Here is a 20916-nt window from a genome sequence, read left to right as displayed (position 1 = left end):
TCAGACGAAGGGCTGCAGCCCTTCGCGCGCGAACACCCGCTGCACCGCCGGCCGGGCCAGCACGCGCTGCAGGTAGGGCCCCAGGTGGGGGAAGCCGCGGGCCGGGTGGTCGTCGAAGTGCCGCGTCCAGCGGCTGAGCATGAAGACCATCACGTCCACCAGCGAAAAAGCCGCGCCCATGAACCAGGGGCGTCCGTCGGCCAGCACCTCGTCCAGCTGCTGCAGCATGGGGCGGATGCGCGCCTGCACCGTGGCCTTCACCTCGGCCGGATGGTCCGGGGCCCAGCGCTCCGGGTAGAAGTAGGCGATCAGCGTGGCCTGCAGGGTGTTGGTGCTCCAAATCAGCCACTTCATGGCCTGCGCCCGCTCGGGTGTGCCCATGGCCGGCAGCAATCCGCCCTCGGGGTGCGTGTCGGCCAGGTGCATCAAGATGGCCACGGTCTCGTACAGCACGAGCTCGCCGTCTTCCAGCGTCGGGATCACGCCGTTCGGGTTCAAGCGCAGGTAGGGGGCCTGCCGGTGCGCGCCGGTCGCCGTGTCCACCGGCACCAACTCGAACGGCAGACCCAGCTCCTCCAGGACGATGTGCGGCGCCATGGCGGCGCTGCTGTTGCTGTGGTGAAGGCGGATCAAGGCAGGGCTCCGAAAGCGACGAAGCCGGCGTTGTAGCCGGCTTCGTTGCTGCACCCGAAGGTCAGGGGCGCCGTGGGCGCCCCCCGCGCGGTCACTCCATGCCGCGGGGCAGGCGGAAGGTGGCCACCACCTCCACCAGCTGGGCGGCCTGCACGCGCAGGCTCTCCGCGGCGGCGGCCGATTCCTCGACCAAGGCGGCGTTGGCCTGCGTGACCTGGTCGAGCTGGCTGACCGACTCGCGCACCATCTCGATGCCCTGCGTTTGCTCGTTCGAGGCCGTGGAGATCTCGCTGATCAGGGTGGTCACCTGCTGCACGCGCTGCACGATGTCGCCCATCGAGTTGCCCGCCTCGTTGGCCTGGCGGCCACCGGACTCGACGGTCTCCACGCTTTGGCTGATCAGGGTCTTGATCTCGCGCGCCGCTTCGGCCGAGCGACCGGCCAGGTTGCGCACCTCGCCGGCCACCACGGCGAAGCCGCGGCCGCTCTCGCCCGCCCGCGCCGCTTCCACGGCGGCGTTCAAGGCCAGGATGTTGGTCTGGAAGGCGATGCCGTCGATGACGCCAATGATGTCGGCAATGCGCTTGGAGTTGCTGCTGATGGCCTGCATGGTGTCGACCACGCGGGTCACCACCTCGCCGCCCTGCATGGCCGAGCCGCTGGCGCCGTTGGCCACCTGGTCGGCTTGGCGCGCGCTGTCGGCGTTCTGGCGCACCGTGGCGGCCAGTTGTTCCATCGAGGCGGCGGTTTGCTGCAGGTTGCTGGCTTGCTCTTCGGTGCGCTGGCTCAAGTCGGCGTTGCCCGTGGCGATCTCGGCCGAGCCGGTAGCGATCGAGTCGGCGGCGCTGCGCACGCGCTGCACCATCTCGGCCAGGCTCTGGTTCATGCCCTGCAGCGCGCCCATCAGGCGGGCCAGTTCGTCGCGGCCGTGGGTCTCCACGTCGGAGGTCAGGTCGCCAGCGGCCACGCGCTCGGCCAGGTCCACGGCCTGGTTCAGCGGCTTGACGATGCTGCTCACCAGCATCCGGCCGTACAAGAACACGCCCACGAAGGCGATGCCCACCGCGATGACCACGCCGGTGACCATCTTCTTGTAGCGCGACTCGGCCTCTTCAAACGCGGTGCGCGCTTCGGTCTCGTTGAGCACGCGCATGGCATCCAATTGCTTCTTCACCTCGGCGAATTTCGGACGGGCGACCTTCACCACGATCGACTTCAGCTCGACCAGGTCGAAGTCCTTCAGCATTTGGATCGAAGGTTCCAGGGCGTCCTTGCGGTAGGCACCCAAGGCTTTTTTGAACTCGCCGTAGTAGCCCTCCATGTCGGGCGAGCGGGGAATGGCGTCGAACTGCTTGAGCAGGACGTCGATTTCCTTGCGGCCGGCGTCGATCGACTTCAACGAGTCCTGGATCACCTCGTCCTTGGGCGTCTGCAGGGCCGCGGCGATGTGCAGGCGGTTGTTCAACAACTTGGACTCGACCTCGCTCATCAAGCCGGCCGGCACCGTCTGGTCCTTGTAGATCTGCTCGGCCGCCTGGGCCCCCATGCGGGTGCCCCCGATGCCGATCAGCGAGCCGACCAGGATCACGGCGGCAAACAGGGTCACCATGAACCACAGGCGGGCGGCGACGGTGAAGTTGTTCATGAACAGGTCCTCCAAAACCCAAACACTGGCGGCCCCCAGGGGGCACCCAAATTCGCAAACCCAATAGGTTTACACACGTTCGACCACCGTGGCGATGCCCATGCCACCGCCGACGCACAAAGTCACGCAGGCGCAGCTTTCGTCGCGCCGCTCCAACTCGTCCAAGACCGTCGCCAACAACATGGAACCGGTTGCACCCAAAGGGTGCCCCAGCGCGATGGCCCCGCCGTTGACGTTGACCTTCGCCGGGTCAAGGTTAAGCGCGCGCTGCGTCTGCAGGGGCACCACGGCGAAGGCTTCGTTGATTTCCCACAAATCGATGTCGCTGGCGGACATGCCCGCCTGGGCCAGCGCCTTTTGCACGGCCGGTGTCGGACCGGTGAGCATCAAGGTCGGGTCGCTGCCGGTCACGGCCAGCGCCCGGATGCGGGCGCGGGCCCGCAGGCCCGAGGCGGCCAAACCGGCGGCATTGGCCACCAGCACGGCGGCGGCGCCGTCGACGATGCCCGAGCTGTTGCCCGCGTGGTGCAGGTGCTGAATGGTCGGGGTGTCGGGAAACCGTGCCAGGGCCCGGGCGTCCAAGCCCTGCGCGCCCAGCGCGGCAAACGACGGCTTGAGCGAGGCCAAGCCTTCGACGGTGGCGTCACCCCGGACGATTTCGTCGCGGTCCAGCACCAGTGCACCGGTCTCGTCGTGCACCGGCAGCAGGCTGCGCGAGAAGCGACCCGCGGCCTGCGCCGCCGCGGCGCGTTGCTGGCTTTGCACGGCGTAGGCGTCGAGTTGCGCGCGCGTGAAGCCCTCGCGCGTGGCGATCAGGTCGGCGCTGATGCCCTGGGGCACCAGGCCCAGCGACTCGACGACGCGGGCGTCGTGCAGCCAGGCGCCGCCGTCGCTGCCCATGGGCACGCGGCTCATGCTCTCCACGCCACCCGCCACCACCAGGCTTTCGAATCCACTGGCCACCTTGGCGGCGGCCAGGTTCACGCTCTCCAGGCCCGAGGCGCAAAAGCGCGACTGCGTGAGCCCCGCCACGCTGCGCGCCCAGCCGGCGTCCAGCACCGCGGTGCGCGCGATGCAGCCGCCCTGCTCGCCCACGGGCGTGACGCAGCCGATCACCACGTCGTCCACCTGCGCGGTGTCCAAATCCAGGCGCCGCTGCAGGCCCTGCAGCACGCCGCGCAGCAGCCACAGCGGCGTGAGCCCGCTCAAGGCGCCGACCTCGGCCTTGCCGCGTCCCCGCGGCGTGCGCACGGCGTCGACGATGTAGGCGTCGGGGGCGGTCCTCATGGCGCACGCCCTCCCATGGAGCGCGAGGCCAGCTCTTTCATGATTTCGTTGCTGCCGCCGTAGATGCGCGCCACGCGCGCGTCGGCCCACAGTTCGGCGATGGGGTACTCCATCATGTAGCCGTAGCCGCCGTGCAGCTGCAGGCACACGTCCAGCACCTGGCACTGCAGGTCGGTGATCCAGCTCTTGAGCAGCGCCGCGCGCGCGGCGTCCAACTGGCCCGCCAGGTGCGCCGCGATGGCCTGGTCCACGAAGCTGCGCGCCGCCAGCACCTGGGCCTGCACCTCGGCCAGCTGAAAGCGGGTGTTCTGGAAGTCCCAGATGCGCTTGCCGAAGGCCTGGCGCTCTTGCGTGTACTTCAGGGCCTCGGCCAGGCCGCGCTCCATGCCGCCCATGGCCTGCACGGCGATGAGCAGGCGCTCCTGGGGCAGCTCGTTCATCAGCTGGAAGAAGCCCTGGCCCTCCACGCCACCGATGAGGTTGTCAACCGGCACGCGAACGCCGTCGAAGAACAGCTCCGAGGTGTCTTGCCCGTGCATGCCGATCTTGTCGAGGTTGCGACCGCGCGAGAAGCCCGGCGTCAGGTTCCCTTGGGCGTCTTCCACCTCGACGAACAGCAGCGAGGTGCCTTTGGCCCCCTGGGTCGGGTCGGTCTTGCAGACCACGATCACGCCCTGGGCGTTCTGGCCGTTGGTGATGAAGATCTTGCTGCCGCTCAGCACGTACGCATCGGCCTCGCGGCGGGCCACGGTGCGCACGCCCTGCAAGTCGGAGCCGGCGCCCGGCTCGGTCATGGCGATGGCGGTGATCAATTCACCCGTGGCCATGCGAGGCAGCCAGCGCTGCCTTTGCGCCTCGGTGCCGTGGTGCAACAGGTACGGGGCCACGATGGCCGAGTGCAGGCCGCCGCCGAAAGCGCTGATGTTGGCCTTGGCCTGCTCCAGCGCGATCACGGCCTCGTGCCCGAAGTCGCCCCCGGCCCCGCCATAGGCCTCGGGCATGGCGGCGCACAGCAGACCCTGGGCCCCCGCTTCGCGCCAGACCTCGCGCGGCACGCGGCCGGCCGCCCGCCAGGCCGCGGTTTGCGGCACCCAGCGTTCGGCAAACAAGCGCGCGGCCGCGTCGGCCAGGGCTTGGTGGTCGTCGCGCAACCAGGGCGAAGGGAACAAGGGCAGCATGCCCCCATCCTGCACCGAGGCACCCACGCCAATTCCCGGGGTTTGCCCGCCACTCGGCGCCCTGGCGATGCAACGGTTGCAATGTCCTGGGCGCCCGCTGCGTGCACTTGTGCACACCGCCCACCCCCCGGAAACCCGGGATTCCCGCCTGTTCAAGCCCGATGGCCCTGGCTAAGCTGGAGATTCGCGCGGACCGTACCTCTCACGCTGTTCCGGCTGGCCCCGCGCACCGCCCCGTTTCAAGGAAGTCCGTCATGAAATTCGCCCTGCTCGCCCTCGCCCTGACCCCCGCACTCGCCCTGGCCACCGCCCCGGCCGACAAGCAACTGCGCAGCGCCTGCGCCGCCCAGAACGCCCCGAAGGTGGTGGTCAGCGGCGCCAACGAGTTCCAGTTCCAGTACCACCAGGGCAAGCTGCGCGGCGAAGCCAAGCCGGGCAAGCAGTTGGCCTGCACCGAGCAGCAGTACACCAGCTACGTGGCCAGCCTCGACCCGGCCGCCGCCCTGGCCGCCAACCCGACGGCCGCTGGCAAGGCGCCCGCCAAGACCAAGTAAGCCACCTTCCTGGGTCGTCTACCACGCCGCCTCCGGGCGGCGTTGTCGTTTCTGGGAGCTAGCACGAAGGAAATGCAACGCGCCTCGCGTTTTTGCAACCAGGGGATACGCGCGACGCATTTGCGCTACACCCAAATCGATGACCTTCGATACCGCAGGGGTACCTGCCAAGAATGCGCGCCACGTGCGAATTTCACGCCGTTACGGGCGGGGATTCGCACTCGATCAACCCATTCAGCGCGAGGTACTGTCTCCATGCGTCATCCCACCCGTCTTTGTGCCGCCCTGGCCGTCGCCTTTGGCGGCCTGGCCGCCGGGCACGTGCAAGCCCAAGAAGCCCAGCAACTGGAACGCGTCGTCGTCACCGGTTCGTCCATCAAGCGCCTGGCCGCCGAAACCGCCCTGCCCGTCACCGTCGTGACCCGCGAGCAGATCGAGAAGAGCGGCGCCACCAACGTCGAAGACATCCTGCGCCGCATCTCCGGCATGACCGGCATGCTGTCCGACTCCACGCAGGGTGCCGGCTACGCCACCTCCAACGCCAACCTGCGCGGCCTGGGCGCCAACTCCACGCTGGTGCTGCTGAACGGCCGCCGCATGGCCGGCCATCCCTTCGGCTCGATCGGCGGCTCGGTCGCGGTCGACTTGAACAGCATCCCCTTCGGCGCCATCGAGCGCATCGAAGTGCTGCGCGACGGCGCCTCGGCCATCTACGGCACCGACGCCGTGGGCGGCGTGGTGAACTTCATCACCCGCAAGGACTACCAAAAGGGCGAGATCACCGTCCGCTACTACGAGCCCGACGAAACCAAGGGCGGCAAGGAACACGGCGGCTCGCTGGCCTACGGCATGGGCGACCTGAACAAGGACGGCTACAACGTCCTGGTCACCGCCAACATCAAGGAGCAGACCCGCCTGCAAGCCAACGAGCAGGGCTGGTACTGGCGCCACGCCACCGAAGTGCCGGGCTCCATCCCCCCGACCTCGTTCCGCGCCTACCCCGGCCGCCTGATGGACATCGGCATCTCCCCGGGCGCGTACACCAACCCTGGCGCCAACATGGCCGCCTGCGACCCGGCCAACACCGTGGTTCAAGTGGCTGGCAAGACCCCGAACGGTGTGGACGACGCCAAGCGCTGCCGCGCCATCTACGCGGCCATGCTGGACAACCTGCCCGACAGCACCAAGACCGACCTCTTTGCCCGCGGCACCTTCAAGGTGGACGCCGACACGAGCTGGTACACCGAGGTCTCGCTGGCCCGCAACCACACCACCGGCCGCGCGGCGCCCTCGCCGCTGGACGGCTCGGCCATGAAGGTGCAGGCCGACGGCAACTACCCGCGCATGGTGATGCCGATCGACAGCAAGTACTTCCCGCTGGCCCTGCTCACCCGCCTGGGCTACACCGAAGCCGACTACGTCTCGTACGTGGACCCGGCCGGTCGCAAGTACACCGAAGTGGCCACCCGCTCGCTGGACCGCGGCAACCGCGTCAGCGACAACACCAACGAGCAGTACCGCGCCATCTTGGGCGGCAGCACCGTGATGGGCGGCTGGGACGTGGACGCGGCGTTCACGCTGGCACAGTCGCGCGGCAAGCTGGACTACGAAGGCTACTTGGCTCAAGACCCCTACCTGGCTGCTTTGGCCACGGGCAACGTCAACCCCTTCGGCCCGAACGACGCCGCTGGCGTGGCCCTGCTGGACGGCGCCCAACTCAAGGGCACCGTGCGCAAGTCCAAGGGCACGACCATGGCCTTTGACGCCAAGGCGAGCACCGAGATCGGCCAGCTCGGCGGCGGCGCGATGGCCTTGGCCGTCGGCGCCGACCTGCGCAAGGACAAGGCCAGCGACCGTCCGACGCAAGGCGTGTACGAGCGTGGCGAGCACATCGGTGGCGAAGGCTCGGTGCCCGCCACCAGCGCCAGCCGCAACGTGGTGGCCGTGTTCAGCGAATTGGCCATGCCGTTCAGCAAGGAGTTCGAGCTGACCGCGGCCGCCCGTTACGACCGCTACAGCGACTTCGGCGGCACCTTCAACCCGATGCTGCGCGCCCGCTTCCAGCCGACCAAGGAACTGATGCTGCGCGCCAGCGCCGGCACCGGCTTCCGCGCGCCCACGCTGTGGGACGTGAACAGCCCGCCCAGCAACACCAACACCGCCGACCCGCAGGTGGACCCGGAATGCCCGGCCGGCCAGTCGGCCAGCCCGCTGTGCAACACGCAGTTCAACGTGCGCCTGACCAGCGCGCCGAACCTCAAGCCGGAGAAGAGCCGCCAGTTCACGGCCGGCATCGTCTTCGAGCCGATGCGCAACCTGACGATGGCCTTGGACTACTGGAACATCCAGAAGCGCGACCAGATCGGCGTCATCACGGGCGACACCCTGATGGCCGAACCCGGCCTGTACGCCAAGTACAAGAGCCGCGTGAAGCGCACCACCGCGGGCTTCATCTCGTACATCGAGACGCCGGTGGAGAACCTGGGTGAGCTGAAGACCTCGGGCTTCGACCTCGACATCCGCAGCAACTTCACCCTGGGCGACTTCGGCCGCCTGGGCGTGAGCCTCAACGGCACCCGCATCGTCAAGTTCGAGCAGCAGAACGGCAAGGGCACGCCCTTCACCGACTACGTGGGCCTGAGCCTGGGCGGCAACGCCCCGGTGCCGGAGTGGCAGCACACCCTGGGCTTCGACTGGTCGATGGGCCCCTGGGGCATCGCGCTGGAGAACACCTACACCAAGGGCTGGACCGAGTCGGCCGCGGTGGTCAACACGAACCTGGGCGTGGACGCGCCCTACAGCGTGAAGAACACCAGCCGCTGGAACCTGGCGATGAGCTACCGCGGCTTCAAGGACTTGAAGCTGACGGTGGGCGCGCGCAACCTCACCAACGCCGAGCCGCCGTTCGTGGCCTCGTCGAGCTACGGCTCGCACGCGGCCGGCTTCGCCGGTTCGTTCGCCGACCCGCGCACGCGCATCTGGTTCGCCACCGCGACCTACCAGTTCAAGTGATCCCCGGCCCGGTCGCCTCGGCGACCCGGTGCCCCCTCCAAGCCCCGCCCTGGCGGGGCTTTTTCTTTGGCCGCGTCACATCACGCGCTGCAAGGCTTGCGCCCAGGCCGTGCGCAGCGGGGCGAGGTCGCTGGCGCTGGCTTGGGGCCGAAAGCGCTCGTCGGACTCGGCGCCGCCCCAGGGAACCTCGCCCCTCCACAGGCCGGCGCCGTGGGCGGCGAGCGCCGCCGCCCCCAACGCGGTGCGTTCGCGCATCGCCGGCCGCAGCACGGGCACGCCGAGCAAGTCGGCCTGCACTTGCATCAGCAGGCCGTTGGCGCAGGCCCCGCCGTCCACGCGCAGGTCTTGAAGCGCCAAGCCCGCCGGGGCGGCGTCGCGCAGCATGGCGTCGAGCAGGTCGGCGCACTGCAGCGCGATGGCCTCCAAGGCCGCGCGGGCGATGTGCGCGCGCGTGCTGCCCCGTGTCAGGCCCAACAGTGCGCCGCGGGCCTCGGGCCGCCAATGCGGTGCGCCCAAACCGGTGAAGGCGGGCACCAGCACCACGCCGCCGCTGTCGGGCACGCTGCGGGCCAGGGGCTCGATCTCGTCGCTGTGCCGCACCAGGCCCAGGCCGTCGCGCAGCCATTGAACGATTGCCCCGCCCATGAAGACGCTGCCTTCCAGCGCGTACTGCGCCTGGGCGTCGACCTGGGCCGCGCGCGTGCTCAGCAACCCGTGCTGCGAAGCCAGGGCCTGCGAGCCCGTGTGCATCAGCAAAAAGCACCCCGTGCCGTAGGTGTTCTTCGCCTGCCCAGGCCGGTTGCAGCCCTGGCCAAACAGCGCGGCTTGCTGGTCCCCGGCCACGCCGCGCAAGGCGATGCGCCCACCCAGCAGCGTCGTGTGGCCGAAGTCGGCGCACGAGGGCTCGATGCGCGGCAGCAAGGCCGCCGGCACATCGAACAGGCGCAACAACTCTTCGTCCCAAGCGCCGGTGTGCAGGTTCATCAGCAGGGTGCGGCTGGCGTTGGTGCTGTCGGTGGCGTGCACGCGGCCTTCGGTCAAGCGCCAGAGCAGCCAGCTGTCCACCGTGCCCACGGCCAACTCGCCGGCCTCGGCCCGGGCCCGCCAGTCGGGGCGCTCGCGCAACCAGGCCGCGACCTTGGTGGCGCTGAAGTAGGGGTCCAGCGTGAGCCCGGTGCGCGCACGCAGCTCGGGCTCGTGGCCGGCGTCGCGCAACGCCTGGCAGTGCGCGGCAGTGCGGCGGTCCTGCCAGACCACGGCCCGGGTCAGGGCCCGACCGCTGGCGCGCTCCCAAAGCACCACGGTCTCGCGCTGGTTGGTCAGGCCGATCGCCGCCACCTCGGCCGGGTCGATGCCCTCCATCGCCTCGCGGGCCGTGGCGAGTTGGGTGGCCCAGATGTCCTCGGCCTCGTGCTCCACCCAACCCGGCTGCGGGAAGTGCTGCGCGAACGCGCGCTGCGCCACGCGGCACAGGCGGCCCTGGGCGTCGAAGAGCAGGGCGCGACTGCTGGTGGTGCCTTGGTCCAGCGCCAACACGTAGGGCTTGGCCGACATCGGGGACTCCTCAAGAATGGGGCATGGGCGCAGACATTGTTGACGTGCTGGTGGTGGGCGGGGGCGTCAACGGGGCGGGCATCGCCCGCGACCTGGCGGGGCGCGGCCTGCGCGTGCTGCTGGCCGAGCGCGACGACCTGGCCAGCCACACCAGCAGCGCCAGCAGCAAGCTGGTGCACGGCGGCCTGCGCTACCTCGCGCAAGGGCACTTCGGCTTGGTGCGAAAAAGCCTGCTCGAGCGCGAGCGCCTGCTGGCGCGCAACCCGCACCTGATGCAGCCCCTGCGCCTGGTGCTGCCGCACGACGCGACCCAAGGCCCCCGCTGGCGGCTGCGCGCGGGCCTGTTTCTGTACGACCACCTCGCGCCTTTGCGCGTCAGCGCCCCCTCCCGCGCGCTGGCCCTGCCCGGCACGCCCGAGGGCGCCGCCCTGCAAGCGCGCTTCACCCACGCCTTCACCTTCAGCGACGGCTGGGTGGACGACGCCCGCCTGGTGCTGGCCTGCGCGCTCGACGCGCAAGCCCACGGCGCGCGCATCCTCACCCGGCATGCCTGCGTGAGCGCGCGGCCGCGCGATGGCCTGTGGCACATCCAGCTGCGCGAACCCCACGGTCGCGAGCACGCCGTGCACGCCCGTGCCCTGGTCAACGCCACCGGGCCCTGGGCCAGCCGCTTTTTGGCCGAGGCCCTGCATCACCCCCAGCCGCCGCGCCTGCGCCTCGTGCAAGGCACCCACGTGGTCGTGCGCCGGCGTTGGACGCACGGCGCCGGCTACCTGCTGCAGAACCCCGACGGCCGCGTGCTCTTCGCCCTGCCCTTCCACGGCGAATTCACCCTGCTTGGCACCACCGACGTCGAGGTCGACCGTCCCAGCGCGCAGGCCACCGAGGCCGAGGTCGACTACCTGTGCACCCAGGCCAGCCGCTGGCTGCGCGAGCCGGTCACGCCGGCCGACGTGCTGCACCGCTGGGCCGGCGTGCGGCCCCTGCTGGACGACGCCCAGGGCGACGCGAAGGCCATCACCCGCGACTATCGGCTTGACCTCGTCAAAGCACCGGGCCTGCCACCCCGGCTGGACGTGTGGGGCGGCAAGCTCACCACCTTCCGCCTGCTGGCCGAGCAGGCTGCCGACCGCCTGGCACCGCTGCTGGGCGCCCCGCGCGGCACCTGGACCGCCGAAGCCCCGTTGCCCGGGGGCGACTGCGGCCCGCTGGCGCCCTTCATCGCCGAACTGCAAGGCGCCCACCCGGATCGCGATCCAGCGCTTGTGGCCCGCTGGGCACGGGCCCATGGCAGCGGGGCCCGCGCGCTGCTGAACACGCCACCGGGTCCCGAGATCGCGCCCGGCGTGTGCGAGGCCGAACTGCGGCACGCGCACGCGCACGAATGGGCGCAGAACGGCGACGACTTCCTGTGGCGGCGCACGAAGCTCGGGCTCGTGCTGAATGCCACGCAGCAGGCCGAGGTGCAGCGCTGGTTCTTGACCTGCGCCAAACCCGGCGGGCTTGGCGCCACGCTAAGCTGAGCCGACGCCCACAAGGAACGCCGAGACTGCCTTGCGCCATCGCCTGTCACGCCGCCGCTGGATGAGCACCACCGCCTGCCTCGGGCTGGGCGCGCTGGGAGTGGGCTGCAGCGCCCCGCCCGCGGCCCTGCGCGTCGGGGCCATCGTGTTCCCCGGCTACGAGTTCCTGTTCTTGGCGGAGCAGATGGGCTGGCTGAACGAGGCCCCCGTGCACTTGGTCGAGATGCAGACCAACACCGACACCCTGCGCGCCCTGGCCCTGGGCCGCCTGGAGGCCGCCGCCTTGACCCTGGACGAGGCCCTGACCGGCCTGAGCGAGGGCATCCCCCTGCGGGTGGTGGCCGTGCTCGACGTGTCGGCCGGGGCCGACGTGGTGCTGGCCCGCCCACCGGCGCACGACGCCGCCGACCTGCGCGGCCGCCGCGTGGGCGTGGAAGACAGCGCCGTCGGCGCCTTGATGCTGGCCGCCGTGCTCGAAGCCGCCGGCCTGGGCGTGGGCGACATTCAAAAGGTGCCCATGGCCTTGTCGTCCAGCGTCGAGGCCTACCGCAGCCGGCAGGTCGACGCGCTGGTCACGGCCGAACCCTGGGCCAGCACCCTGCGGGCCGAAGGCGCCCAGGCCGTGTTCGACAGCCGCGCCATCCCAGGCCGCATCGTGGACGTGCTGGCCGTGCGGGCCGACGCCCTGCCGGCCCGCGCCCCCGGCTTGGCCCAGTTGCTGCGCGGGCACTTCCGGGCCTTGGCGCACTTCCGGGCCCAGCCCCTGGCCGCCTCGGCCCTGCTGGCCCCTCGGCTGCAAATCCCGGCCGAGGCCGTGCCCGGCGCCTTCCAGGGCCTGGACCTGCCCGACCTGGCCGCCAACCGCGCCCTGTTGGCGCCCAAGGGCAGCGTGCGACAGGGCTTGGGCAGCTTGGTGCCCTTGCTGCAGGCCCAGGGCCTGATGGCGCGCGAGGTGGACACGGGCCCCTTCCTTGACCCGCGCTGGCTGCAAGGCCTATGAGCCGCCTGCACGCCTCGATGCGCACGACCTTGCCGCTGGCCCTGTTGGCGGCCATGCTGGTGGCCGTGCTGCTCGCGTTCCTTCAGCAGCGCGGCACCGACCGCCAGGCGGTGCAGCTGCGTGCCGAACGCAATGCGCTGGCCGAGGCGGCGCACCTGGCCCGCTCGGTCGAGCAGCATGTGCTGGACAACCGGGGCGTGCTTGCCGCCGACTTGGCGATGGCCGCGACCGACCCGCGCGTCGAGCGCGTCGCCGTGCTCAATGCACAGGGCCGCATCCTGTTCGCCGACCGGCGCGTGCTCGTGGGGCGCGCGGCGACCGAGGCCCCCGCGGTGGCCCAGAGTTGGAACCCCACGGCCCCGCGGCTCGATGCCGAACGCTGGCGCCAGGTCCAGCAGGGCAGCGTGCCCGTGCTGTGGACCGACACGGGGACCCAGCACGTCAACGTGCTGGTGCCGGTCAGCGTCGGCACCGACGAGGCGCGCGTGCGATCCCAGCAGTTTTATGCCGTGTGGATGGTCTACGACCTCGGGCACGAACTGGCCGTCGCCGACCACCAGGCCCTGGTCAACACCTGGCCCGCGTTGGCCGTGGCCACCCTCACCTTGCTGTGGCTCAGCCTGGTGTTGCGCTTCCAAGTGACGCAGCCCCTGGACCAGTTGGAGGCGGCGACCCGTGCACTGGCCGAGGCCGACCGCCCGGTGCGCCCGGTGCCCGAGTCCGGGCCCTTCGAGGTGCGCCGCCTGGCGCGCAGCTTCAACCAGATGGTGCAACGCACGCGCACGGCGCAGGCCGAGAGCGAGGCCAGCCACCAGCGCTTGGCCAGCTTGGTCAGCTCGGCCATGGACGCCATCGTCACCGTTGACGCCGAGCGCCGCATCGTCATGGCCAACCGCTCGGCCACCGAGATGTTCCGCGTCTCCGAGGCGGCCTTGCTCGGCCAACCGCTGGAATGCCTGCTGCCCGAGCGCTACCGCGCGCACCACCCGGACTTGGTGCGACGCTTTGCCGACAGTGGGGTCACCAACCGCCAGATGTCGGCCCAGTCGGTGGTGCACGGGCGACGTTGGGACGGCGAGGAGTTCCCGGCCGAGGCCTCGATCTCGCACGCCCGCATCGACGACCAGGACTACTTCACGGTCATCCTGCGCGACGTCACGCAACGTCAGCGTGCCGAAGACGAAGTGCGTGCGCTGAACGCGCGGCTCGAGAGCACGGTGCAAGAGCGCACCGCCAAGTTGCAGGCCACCGCCGACGAACTGGCGCGCGAGCGCGACCGGCTTCAGCAGCTCACGGCCGAGGTGTCGCTCATCATCGACTCGGCCACCGTGGGCATCCTCCTGTTGAAAGACCGCCGGGTGCTGCGTTGCAACACCAAGGCCGAAGAGCTCTTCGGCTACGAGCCCGGCGAGGCCATCGGCCGACCCACCCGCCAGTGGTACCAGCACCAAGAGGACTACGACGAAGTTGGCCGGGCGCTGTACGCCGACCTCAGCGCCGGCCGCACCCACCTGCGCGAGCAGCAACTCTGCCGCCGCGACGGCCGCCCCTTCTGGGCGCGCATTTCCGCCCGACGCCTGGACCAGGGCGATCAGATGCTGACCCTCGTCGTCATGGAAGACATGACGCCGGAGCACGAGGCGGCCGACGCGCTGGCCGAGGCCAAGCGCGCGGCCGAGTCTGCCAACGAGGCCAAGAGCCGCTTCCTGGCCAACATGAGCCACGAAATCCGCACGCCGATGAACGCCATCATCGGCATGACGCACCTGCTGCTGCGCACCCGCTTGGACGAGCAGCAGCGCGACTACCTGCACAAGGTCCAGCTCTCGTCCAAGCACCTGCTGGGCGTCATCAACGACATCCTGGACTTCTCCAAGATCGAGGCCGACAAGCTCGTGCTCGAGGCCATCGACTTCCAGTTGTTGACGGTGCTGGACAACGTCTTCACCCTCATCGGCGACCGCGCCAGCGAAAAGGGCCTGGAGTTGGTGCTCGACGTGGCCCCCGGGGTGCCCAACGTCTTGGTGGGCGACCCGCTTCGGCTCGGTCAGGTGCTCATCAACCTGGGCAGCAACGCCGTGAAGTTCACGGCCCACGGCGAGGTGGTCTTGCGCGTGCAGGTCGCGGCCGACGAGGGCGAGCAGGTGCTGCTGCGCTTCGCGGTGCAAGACACCGGCGTGGGCCTGAGCCCCGAGCAGGTGGGCAAGCTGTTCCAAAGCTTCCACCAGGCCGACAGCTCGACCAGCCGGCAGTACGGCGGCACGGGCCTGGGTTTGGCCATCACGCAAAAGCTGGTGCACCTGATGGGCGGCGAGGTCGGGGTGCACAGCGAACCCGGGCACGGTTCCACCTTCTGGTTCACCGCCCGCTTCCCGCGCGGGCAAGCGCCGGCGGCCCCGCCCAACCGAACCGCGCTGAGTGGATTGCGCGTTCTGGCCGTGGACGACAACGAGACCGCCCTGGGCGTGCTGTGCACGCTGCTGCGCAGCTTGGGGCTGGCGGCGGAATGCGCCGGCCAGGGCGCCGAGGCCGTGGAGCAGGTGGCACGGGCCGCCGCGGCCGGCCGGCCCTACGACTTCGTGCTGCTCGATTGGCAAATGCCGGGCATGGACGGGCTCGAGGCCGGGCGCCGCATCCGCGGCTTGGGCCTGGAGCGGCCGCCCCGCTTGATGCTCGTCACCGGCCACGGCCGCGAGACGGTCATGCGCGATGCGCTGCAAGAGGGATTCATGGCGGTGATGGTCAAGCCCCTGAACGCCTCGGTGCTGCTGGACAACCTGCTGCTGGGCCTGAACCCGGGCGCGGTGCTCGCACCCATGGCCCCGCAGGCCGACGCCGGCCCCCTGGCGGGCGCGCAAGGCCAGCGCGTGCTCGTGGCCGAAGACAACGCCATCAACCAACAAATTGCGCGAGAAATGCTGCAAGACCTGGGCCTGGCGGTGGACATCGCCGCCAACGGCCAAGAGGCGCTCGCCGCCCTCGACGCCCAGGACTACGCGCTGGTGTTCATGGACATGCACATGCCGGTGATGGACGGCCTCGGCGCCACGCAGGCCATCCGCGCACACGCGCGCTGGGCCTCGCTGCCGGTCATCGCCATGACGGCCAACGTGCTGCCCGAGGACCGCGCGCGCTGCGTGGCCGCCGGCATGAACGATTTCGTCGCCAAGCCGGTGGAGGCCGAGGCCTTGCGCGCCGCGGTGCAGCGCTGGCTGCCCAGCGAACTGCCACCGCCCCCCACCGCCCGCCCCGCCCCAGCGCCCGTGGCCAGCGACCCGCGCTTGGCGCCGCTGCAACGGATCGGCGGCCTGGACCCCCGGACCGGCTTGCGCCGCTGCGGCCACAAGGCCGAGCTCTACCTGGACCTGCTGCAGCGCTTCGTGCAGTCCGAAGCGACGACCGCGGACGCCCTGCTGCAGGCCGCACAGGGCACGCCGGATCTCGACGCGGAGGCCCTGCGCCTGCACGTGCACAGCCTCAAGGGCGTGGCCGGCAACCTGGGCGCGAACTGGCTGCAGCAGCAGTGCGAGGCGCTGGAGCGGCGCCTGGCCAGCGACCCCCGGGCCGCGGCCCGCGAGGTGCCGGCCTTGGTGCAGGCCCTGCACGGATTGGTCGAGGCGCTGCGCGAGGCCCTGGGCGGTGACGAGACCGAGGCCCCGCCCGAGGCCGTGACGCCGGCGCAGGTCGAAGGCCTGATGGCCGAGTTGGCCGCGCTGCTGCGCGATGGCGATCCTGAAGCCCTGGCCTGGACCGAGCGCCACCACGGCTTCTTGCAGCACCACTTGGGGCCCGCCGCCGCCCCCTTGCTGGCCAAGGTGCGACAGTTCGAGTTCCCCGAGGCCTTGGCCCTGCTGAACGCCACCCGACCGGAACCCTCATGAGCACGCCCACGCCCCACGCGCCGCCCACGGTTCTCGTCGTCGACGACGTGGCCGACAACCTGTCCTTGATGTTCGGCCTGCTGCGCACGGCCTACCGCGTGCGCGTGGCCAACCAGGGCGAGCGCGCCCTGGAGTTGGCCCATGCCGAACCCCGGCCCGACCTGATCCTGCTCGACGTGATGATGCCGGGCATGGACGGCTACGAGGTCTGCCGTCGCCTCAAGGCCGACCCGGCCACGGCCCACATCCCGGTGATCTTCTTGACGGCCAAGTCCCAGGTGGAGGACGAGACCTTCGGCCTGTCGTTGGGCGCGGTGGACTACATCACCAAGCCCATCAGCCCGCCCATCGTCGAAGCCCGCGTGCGCACGCACCTGCAGCTCAAGGCCTCGGCCGACTTCCTGCGCGACCGCAGCGAGTTCCTGGCCGCCGAGGTGGCCCGCCGCACGCGCGAGAACGAGGCTTTGCAAGACGTGGTGGTGCTGGCCATGGCCTCGCTGGGCGAGACGCGCGACAACGAAACCGGCAACCACCTGCGCCGCACCCAGCACTACGTGAAGTGCCTGGCCGAGCAGTTGAAAGACCACCCCCGCTTCGCCGCCGAATTGACGCCCGACGCCATTCGCTTGCTCTACAAGTCGGCCCCCATGCACGACATTGGCAAGGTGGGCATTCCCGACGCCATCCTGCTCAAGCCCGGCCGGCTCACGCCCGACGAGTTCGAGGTCATGAAGACGCACACCACGCTGGGCCATGAAGCCATCCACCGCGCGGAGCTGAGCCTGGGCGAAGACCTGCCCTTCCTGCGCTACGGCAAAGAGATCACGCTGTCGCACCAAGAGAAGTGGGACGGCAGCGGCTACCCGCAGGGCCTGGCCGGCGACGCCATCCCGATCTCGGCCCGGCTGATGGCCGTGGCCGACGTGTACGACGCGCTGATCAGCGAGCGCGTCTACAAGCGCGCCTTCACGCCCGAGGCCGCCCGGGACACCATCGCGGCCGGCCGCGGCCAGCACTTCGACCCCGACGTGGTCGACGCCTTCTTGGCGGTGGAGCCGGAATTCCGCGCCATCGCGCAGCGCTTCACCGACACCAAGGGCTGAGACGCCCCCTTCAGCGCACCAAGGGCCGCACGCTGGTGAAGCCGCCGTCCACCGGCAGCACTTGGCCCGTGAGCCGCGCGCCCGCCGGACCGAGCAGGAAGGCCATGACGGCCGCCACTTCGTCGGCCGACTGCACGCCGCCCAGTGGGTACTGCTTGGCCGCGGCCTCCCGCTGCGCGGGCACCGAGAGCATCTTGGCCGTCATGGGGGTTTCCGTGAGGCCGGGGGCCACGGCGTTGACGCGCACGCCCTGCGGTGCGTAGGTGGCGGCGGCGCTGCGCACCAGCGCCTCCACCCCGCCCTTGGCCGCCGCAATGGCCTCGTGGCTGGCCACGCCGGTGCGCGCCACCACCGAGCTGACGAACACCGCCGCGCCCGGCCCGCCGGCCCGCGCCGTCAGCCAGGCTTGGAGGGTGAACACGGCGCTGTCCAGGTTCACGCGCATCAGCTCGCGGTAGGCCTCGGCCTTGGTGCGGTGCAGGGGCGCGATGAGGGTGCTGCCCACGCAGTGCGCCAAGTGCGCAGGGGCCTCGCCCAGCGCCGCCTGGGCGCCGGCCAAGGCCGCCGCGGCGCCTTCGGGCGTGGTCACGTCGGCCACCACCCGCGCCAGGGCCGGCACGTCGCTCAGGCGATCGGCCTCGCGGCCCACGGCGACCACGCGCCAACCGGCTCGGCCCAGTTGGGTGGCCAGGGCGCGGCCGATGCCGCCGCTGGCGCCGGTGACGACGATGGAAGGGGGAGTCATGCAGGTCCTTTCGGGGGGCAAGCGCCTTCGCAGGGGGCGCGCGGGCGCCACAGGGGGCGCAAGCGGAGAAAGGCGCGGTAGGCCAACTCCAACGCCGGCAAGACGCCGGGCAGTCGGGCCGCGCGCGCGGCCCAGCGCCAGCCGGGCAGGCAGGCCCACAGGGCCACGAAAGCCGCCGCCCCGTGCCGCCAGCGGCCGTCGGCATGGCGCACGTGCAAGCGGGCCAGCAAGGCGGCGCGCTCGGGCGCGTGCGCAGGCAGCGCGTCGGTGCTCAGGTCCACGAAACGCACCGGGGGGTCGGCGCGCAAGCGCTGGTAGTGCGCGATCTCGCGCCGGCACAGGGGGCAGGCCCCGTCGTAGAACACGTCCAGGGCCGACTGCACGACGGCGGGGCGGGTGTTCACGCCTTCTTGACCCAGGCGTTGCACCACCCGGCACCGGCCACTTGCTTGCCGGCGAACAAGGGGCAGGCGGCCGCTTTGTCCGCCGGCTTGCCTTGGTACAGCGCGCAGTTGCTGCACACCTGGCCGGCGGCGTACTTCGGCCATTTCTTGGCGTCCACCTTTTTGGCGTCGGCCACGTAGCCCTGGGCTTGGGCGGCGGGGTCTTTCTCGTTGAGCATCGGTGCCTGCGCCAGTGCGGCGCCAGCGGGGCCGGTCAAGGCCAGGGTGATCAGGAATTCGCGGCGGGGCGGGCAGGTCATGGCAGGGTCCTCACGGGCGCGCCGGGGCGACAACCACGGCCCCGTCGGCGCGCCCCAAGGGCGGCGGGGCGTGGCGGGAGGGAGCCTGCATGCACTGCGCGAGGGCGCTGCCCGAGCGCCATGCGCCTTCGGCGCCGAAGCCGGCCAGGTGGTCGCCGCACAGCCCCAAGGCCAACGCCGCGTCCCAGCGGGCGCCGCCCCAGTCCTCGCGGGGTGGCAGGGCCGGTTGCGCGTAGCGCCAGCGGTGCACGGCGGCGTGAAGCCAGCGCACAGGCTGGCCCAGCGCGGCCTCGGCGGCCGCCTGCAGGTCGGGCAGCACCTGCTCGGCAGGGTCTTCCAGGTGCTGGCGGCTCCAGGCGGCCCGCGCGTGCGCCACCCAGGCGGTCGCGCCGGCGGGCAGGTCAGCCGCGCGCTGGCGGGTGAGGCGCTCCAGCGGCCCCATCTCGGGCAGCCAGACCTCGTCGTGCGGGTCGCCCGCCAGGGACTCGCTCACGCCCATCAGCGTCCAGCAGGGCTGCATGGGCACCAGCGAGGCCGCCCGCGCCCAATCGTCCCGGTGCGGGGCCAGCAGGGGGGCGGCCTGGGCGGGCGGCAAGGCCAGCACCACGGCCGCGAAAGGGCCCAGGTCGCCGCCGTCGGTGTGCAGGGTCCACCCCTCGGGGTCGCGCGTCAGGCCCTGCACGGTGCAGTTCCAGTGCGTGGCCGCGCCCTCCAGCAGGGACTGGCACAGCGCCGGCTGGGTGGGCCAGCCCTGCCAGCGGGCGGGGCCCAGGCCCTGCCCAGCGACCTTGGCCTGCACCACCCGCGCCCGGCCCTGGGCCGCCTGCGCGTGCAGCCAAGCCAGAAAGTCGGGCGCCGTGGTCTCGAAGCCGGGCGCGCCGTGGTCCCAGCGCACGGTGTGCTGCTGGCCCGCCGCGTCGGTCCACACGCCGCGCCGCGTGGCCAGTCGGCCGCCCGCGCCACGGGATTTGTCGACCACCGTCACGGCCAGCCCGGCCTCGCGCAGCAGGCTGGCGCAGCGCGCACCGGCCAGGCCGGCGCCCACCACGGCCACCGGGCGGTCGACGACATCGAGGGAGAAGGCTGCGGAATGCATGGGCACAGCCTAGGGGCTTTGACGAAATGACGCCAACTTGACCCCAGAATCCGACGAGCCACCCGCCTTTTTCGAATTCACTTCCGATTCAATGAACCCGACCGAGCCCCGATACCGCAGCGGCGCCGTGGCGCGCATGCTGCGCATGCCCGTGGCCACCCTGCGCGTCTGGGAGCGCCGCTACGGGGTGTGCGCGCCGCAACTCACGCCCAGCGGACAACGCCTGTACAGCGGCGCCGACGTGCAACGCCTGGCCCTCATCCAACAACTGGTGGCCCACGGCCACGCCATCGGCACCCTGGCCCCGCTGGACACCGAGGCCCTGCACGCCGTGGCCGCCACGCACGCGGCCACCACCGCCCGCCCGCGCACGCCCGAGGCCGCGGCGCCGCTGCGGGTGCGCTGCGCCGACCCGCGCCTGCGCGAGCGCCTGGACGCGCTGGTTGACCAGCCCCTGCAATGGGTCGGCCCGGGGGAGGCGGCCGCGCTGCACCTGGACCGCCATGCGCGCTTGCTGCCCGACGCCCCGGCCCAGGCGCCCGCGGGCGGCCCGCGCTGGGGCGTGCTGGTGCGCTACGCCGCGGCCCCGGCCGTGGCCGCCCTGCAAGCCGCTGGGGCCGAGGTGCTGCGCGAGCCGGCGGACGAGGCCGCGTTGCGCGCCTGGTGGCAGCGGCTCGTGGCCACGCGGCCGACCCTGCCCCCGCCCGAGGCGCCGCCGGCCGCCACCGCGCCCCCGCCCCGCTGGGACCAGGCGACGCTGGAGGCCTTCGCCGGCCTGTCGACCACCATCGCCTGCGAGTGCCCGCGCCACCTGGCCGAGCTGCTGATCCAACTCGGGCAGTTCGAGGCCTACAGCGCCGACTGCGCCAGCCGCGGTCCCGAGGACGCCGCCCTGCACCGCCACCTGCAGCAGGTCAGCGGCCAGGCACGGGTGCTGTTGGAAGACGCCTTGGCCCGCGTGGCCGAGGCCGAAGGCCTCATTCGTTCAGGGTGACGCCCGCG

General features: G+C 71.3%; 16 protein-coding genes. 7 read left to right on the top strand and 9 right to left on the bottom strand.

Features of this window, described 5'->3' with window-relative positions:
• The 4 genes from EOD73_RS08230 to EOD73_RS08215 all read right to left on the bottom strand — a co-directional run bounded on the left by EOD73_RS08230 (position 1) and on the right by EOD73_RS08215 (position 4743).
• The gene (locus EOD73_RS08230) at positions 1-633 is read right to left on the bottom strand and encodes a glutathione S-transferase family protein (protein ID WP_127682523.1); all 633 of its coding nucleotides are present in this window, start codon (positions 631-633) and stop codon (positions 1-3) included.
• A 91-nt stretch (positions 634-724) separates the two neighbouring features.
• A complete protein-coding gene (locus EOD73_RS17935) occupies positions 725-2278 on the bottom strand; it encodes a methyl-accepting chemotaxis protein (RefSeq protein WP_127682522.1) in 1554 nt (517 codons plus the stop codon).
• Between the two features lie 69 nt (positions 2279-2347).
• Entirely contained in the window at positions 2348-3565 is a 1218-nt protein-coding gene (locus tag EOD73_RS08220; RefSeq protein WP_127682521.1) for an acetyl-CoA C-acetyltransferase, read from the bottom strand.
• A complete protein-coding gene (locus tag EOD73_RS08215; RefSeq protein ID WP_127682520.1) occupies positions 3562-4743 on the bottom strand; it encodes an acyl-CoA dehydrogenase family protein in 1182 nt (393 codons plus the stop codon). Before EOD73_RS08215 ends, EOD73_RS08220 begins: the two co-directional genes overlap by 4 nt.
• 254 nt (positions 4744-4997) lie before the next feature.
• Here EOD73_RS08215 and EOD73_RS08210 point away from each other — a divergent pair, with 254 nt between their 5' ends.
• Positions 4998-5297: a hypothetical protein gene (locus tag EOD73_RS08210; RefSeq protein ID WP_127682519.1), complete on the top strand. Its 300-nt coding sequence runs from the start codon at positions 4998-5000 to the stop codon at positions 5295-5297.
• A gap of 255 nt (positions 5298-5552) precedes the next feature.
• Positions 5553-8309 carry a TonB-dependent receptor plug domain-containing protein gene (locus EOD73_RS08205; protein WP_164845994.1) on the top strand — a complete coding sequence of 919 codons (2757 nt, stop codon included), beginning with the start codon at positions 5553-5555 and terminating at the stop codon, positions 8307-8309.
• 75 nt (positions 8310-8384) lie between these two features.
• Here EOD73_RS08205 and glpK read toward each other — a convergent pair whose 3' ends face one another.
• Positions 8385-9863, bottom strand: a complete 1479-nt coding sequence (gene glpK, locus EOD73_RS08200; protein WP_127682517.1) for a glycerol kinase GlpK — start codon at positions 9861-9863, stop codon at positions 8385-8387.
• Positions 9864-9886: 23 nt separating this feature from the next.
• Between glpK and glpD the strand changes: the two genes are divergently transcribed.
• From glpD to EOD73_RS08180, 4 genes are all read left to right on the top strand, one after another.
• Positions 9887-11386 carry a glycerol-3-phosphate dehydrogenase gene (gene glpD, locus EOD73_RS08195; RefSeq protein ID WP_127682516.1) on the top strand — a complete coding sequence of 500 codons (1500 nt, stop codon included), beginning with the start codon at positions 9887-9889 and terminating at the stop codon, positions 11384-11386.
• 61 nt (positions 11387-11447) lie between these two features.
• The gene (locus EOD73_RS08190) at positions 11448-12386 is read left to right on the top strand and encodes an ABC transporter substrate-binding protein (protein ID WP_127682515.1); all 939 of its coding nucleotides are present in this window, start codon (positions 11448-11450) and stop codon (positions 12384-12386) included.
• Complete coding sequence (locus EOD73_RS08185) at positions 12383-16267, top strand: response regulator (protein WP_127682514.1); 3885 nt, start codon at positions 12383-12385, stop codon at positions 16265-16267. The genes EOD73_RS08190 and EOD73_RS08185 overlap by 4 nt, the downstream gene beginning before the upstream one ends.
• On the top strand, positions 16264-17370 hold the full coding sequence (locus EOD73_RS08180; RefSeq protein WP_127682513.1) for a response regulator: 1107 nt from the start codon (positions 16264-16266) through the stop codon (positions 17368-17370). The genes EOD73_RS08185 and EOD73_RS08180 overlap by 4 nt, the downstream gene beginning before the upstream one ends.
• 10 nt (positions 17371-17380) lie before the next feature.
• On the opposite strand, the gene EOD73_RS08175 is transcribed toward EOD73_RS08180, so the two are convergent.
• The 4 genes from EOD73_RS08175 to EOD73_RS08160 are packed head-to-tail and all read right to left on the bottom strand — an operon-like array spanning position 17381 to position 19914.
• Entirely contained in the window at positions 17381-18115 is a 735-nt protein-coding gene (locus EOD73_RS08175; RefSeq protein ID WP_127682512.1) for an SDR family NAD(P)-dependent oxidoreductase, read from the bottom strand.
• Positions 18112-18519, bottom strand: a complete 408-nt coding sequence (locus EOD73_RS08170) for a thiol-disulfide oxidoreductase DCC family protein (protein WP_205702438.1) — start codon at positions 18517-18519, stop codon at positions 18112-18114. The genes EOD73_RS08175 and EOD73_RS08170 overlap by 4 nt, the downstream gene beginning before the upstream one ends.
• Entirely contained in the window at positions 18516-18818 is a 303-nt protein-coding gene (locus EOD73_RS08165; RefSeq protein WP_127682511.1) for a high-potential iron-sulfur protein, read from the bottom strand. The genes EOD73_RS08170 and EOD73_RS08165 overlap by 4 nt, the downstream gene beginning before the upstream one ends.
• Before the next feature lie 10 nt (positions 18819-18828).
• Positions 18829-19914, bottom strand: coding sequence for an NAD(P)/FAD-dependent oxidoreductase (locus EOD73_RS08160; RefSeq protein ID WP_127682510.1), 1086 nt, complete (start codon positions 19912-19914; stop codon positions 18829-18831).
• 91 nt (positions 19915-20005) lie between these two features.
• Between EOD73_RS08160 and EOD73_RS08155 the strand changes: the two genes are divergently transcribed.
• Positions 20006-20908 carry a MerR family transcriptional regulator gene (locus EOD73_RS08155; RefSeq protein ID WP_127682509.1) on the top strand — a complete coding sequence of 301 codons (903 nt, stop codon included), beginning with the start codon at positions 20006-20008 and terminating at the stop codon, positions 20906-20908.
• Positions 20909-20916: the final 8 nt, after the last annotated feature.

It is taken from the genome of Inhella crocodyli (assembly GCF_004004565.1).
GTDB classification, from domain to species: domain Bacteria; phylum Pseudomonadota; class Gammaproteobacteria; order Burkholderiales; family Burkholderiaceae_C; genus Inhella; species Inhella crocodyli.
This window is presented reverse-complemented; position numbering and strand designations above follow the sequence as displayed.

What these genes read in the sequence shown, in the direction of transcription:
- EOD73_RS17935 (WP_127682522.1), bottom strand. Translation starts at nt 2,278, where the DNA reads ATGAACAACTTCACCGTCGCCGCCCGCCTGTGGTTCATGGTGACCCTG.
- EOD73_RS08220 (WP_127682521.1), bottom strand. Translation starts at nt 3,565, where the DNA reads ATGAGGACCGCCCCCGACGCCTACATCGTCGACGCCGTGCGCACGCCG.
- EOD73_RS08215 (WP_127682520.1), bottom strand. Translation starts at nt 4,743, where the DNA reads ATGCTGCCCTTGTTCCCTTCGCCCTGGTTGCGCGACGACCACCAAGCC.
- EOD73_RS08210 (WP_127682519.1), top strand. Translation starts at nt 4,998, where the DNA reads ATGAAATTCGCCCTGCTCGCCCTCGCCCTGACCCCCGCACTCGCCCTG.
- EOD73_RS08205 (WP_164845994.1), top strand. Translation starts at nt 5,553, where the DNA reads ATGCGTCATCCCACCCGTCTTTGTGCCGCCCTGGCCGTCGCCTTTGGC.
- glpK (WP_127682517.1), bottom strand. Translation starts at nt 9,863, where the DNA reads ATGTCGGCCAAGCCCTACGTGTTGGCGCTGGACCAAGGCACCACCAGC.
- glpD (WP_127682516.1), top strand. Translation starts at nt 9,887, where the DNA reads ATGGGCGCAGACATTGTTGACGTGCTGGTGGTGGGCGGGGGCGTCAAC.
- EOD73_RS08190 (WP_127682515.1), top strand. Translation starts at nt 11,448, where the DNA reads ATGAGCACCACCGCCTGCCTCGGGCTGGGCGCGCTGGGAGTGGGCTGC.
- EOD73_RS08185 (WP_127682514.1), top strand. Translation starts at nt 12,383, where the DNA reads ATGAGCCGCCTGCACGCCTCGATGCGCACGACCTTGCCGCTGGCCCTG.
- EOD73_RS08180 (WP_127682513.1), top strand. Translation starts at nt 16,264, where the DNA reads ATGAGCACGCCCACGCCCCACGCGCCGCCCACGGTTCTCGTCGTCGAC.
- EOD73_RS08175 (WP_127682512.1), bottom strand. Translation starts at nt 18,115, where the DNA reads ATGACTCCCCCTTCCATCGTCGTCACCGGCGCCAGCGGCGGCATCGGC.
- EOD73_RS08165 (WP_127682511.1), bottom strand. Translation starts at nt 18,818, where the DNA reads ATGACCTGCCCGCCCCGCCGCGAATTCCTGATCACCCTGGCCTTGACC.
- EOD73_RS08160 (WP_127682510.1), bottom strand. Translation starts at nt 19,914, where the DNA reads ATGCATTCCGCAGCCTTCTCCCTCGATGTCGTCGACCGCCCGGTGGCC.
- EOD73_RS08155 (WP_127682509.1), top strand. Translation starts at nt 20,006, where the DNA reads ATGAACCCGACCGAGCCCCGATACCGCAGCGGCGCCGTGGCGCGCATG.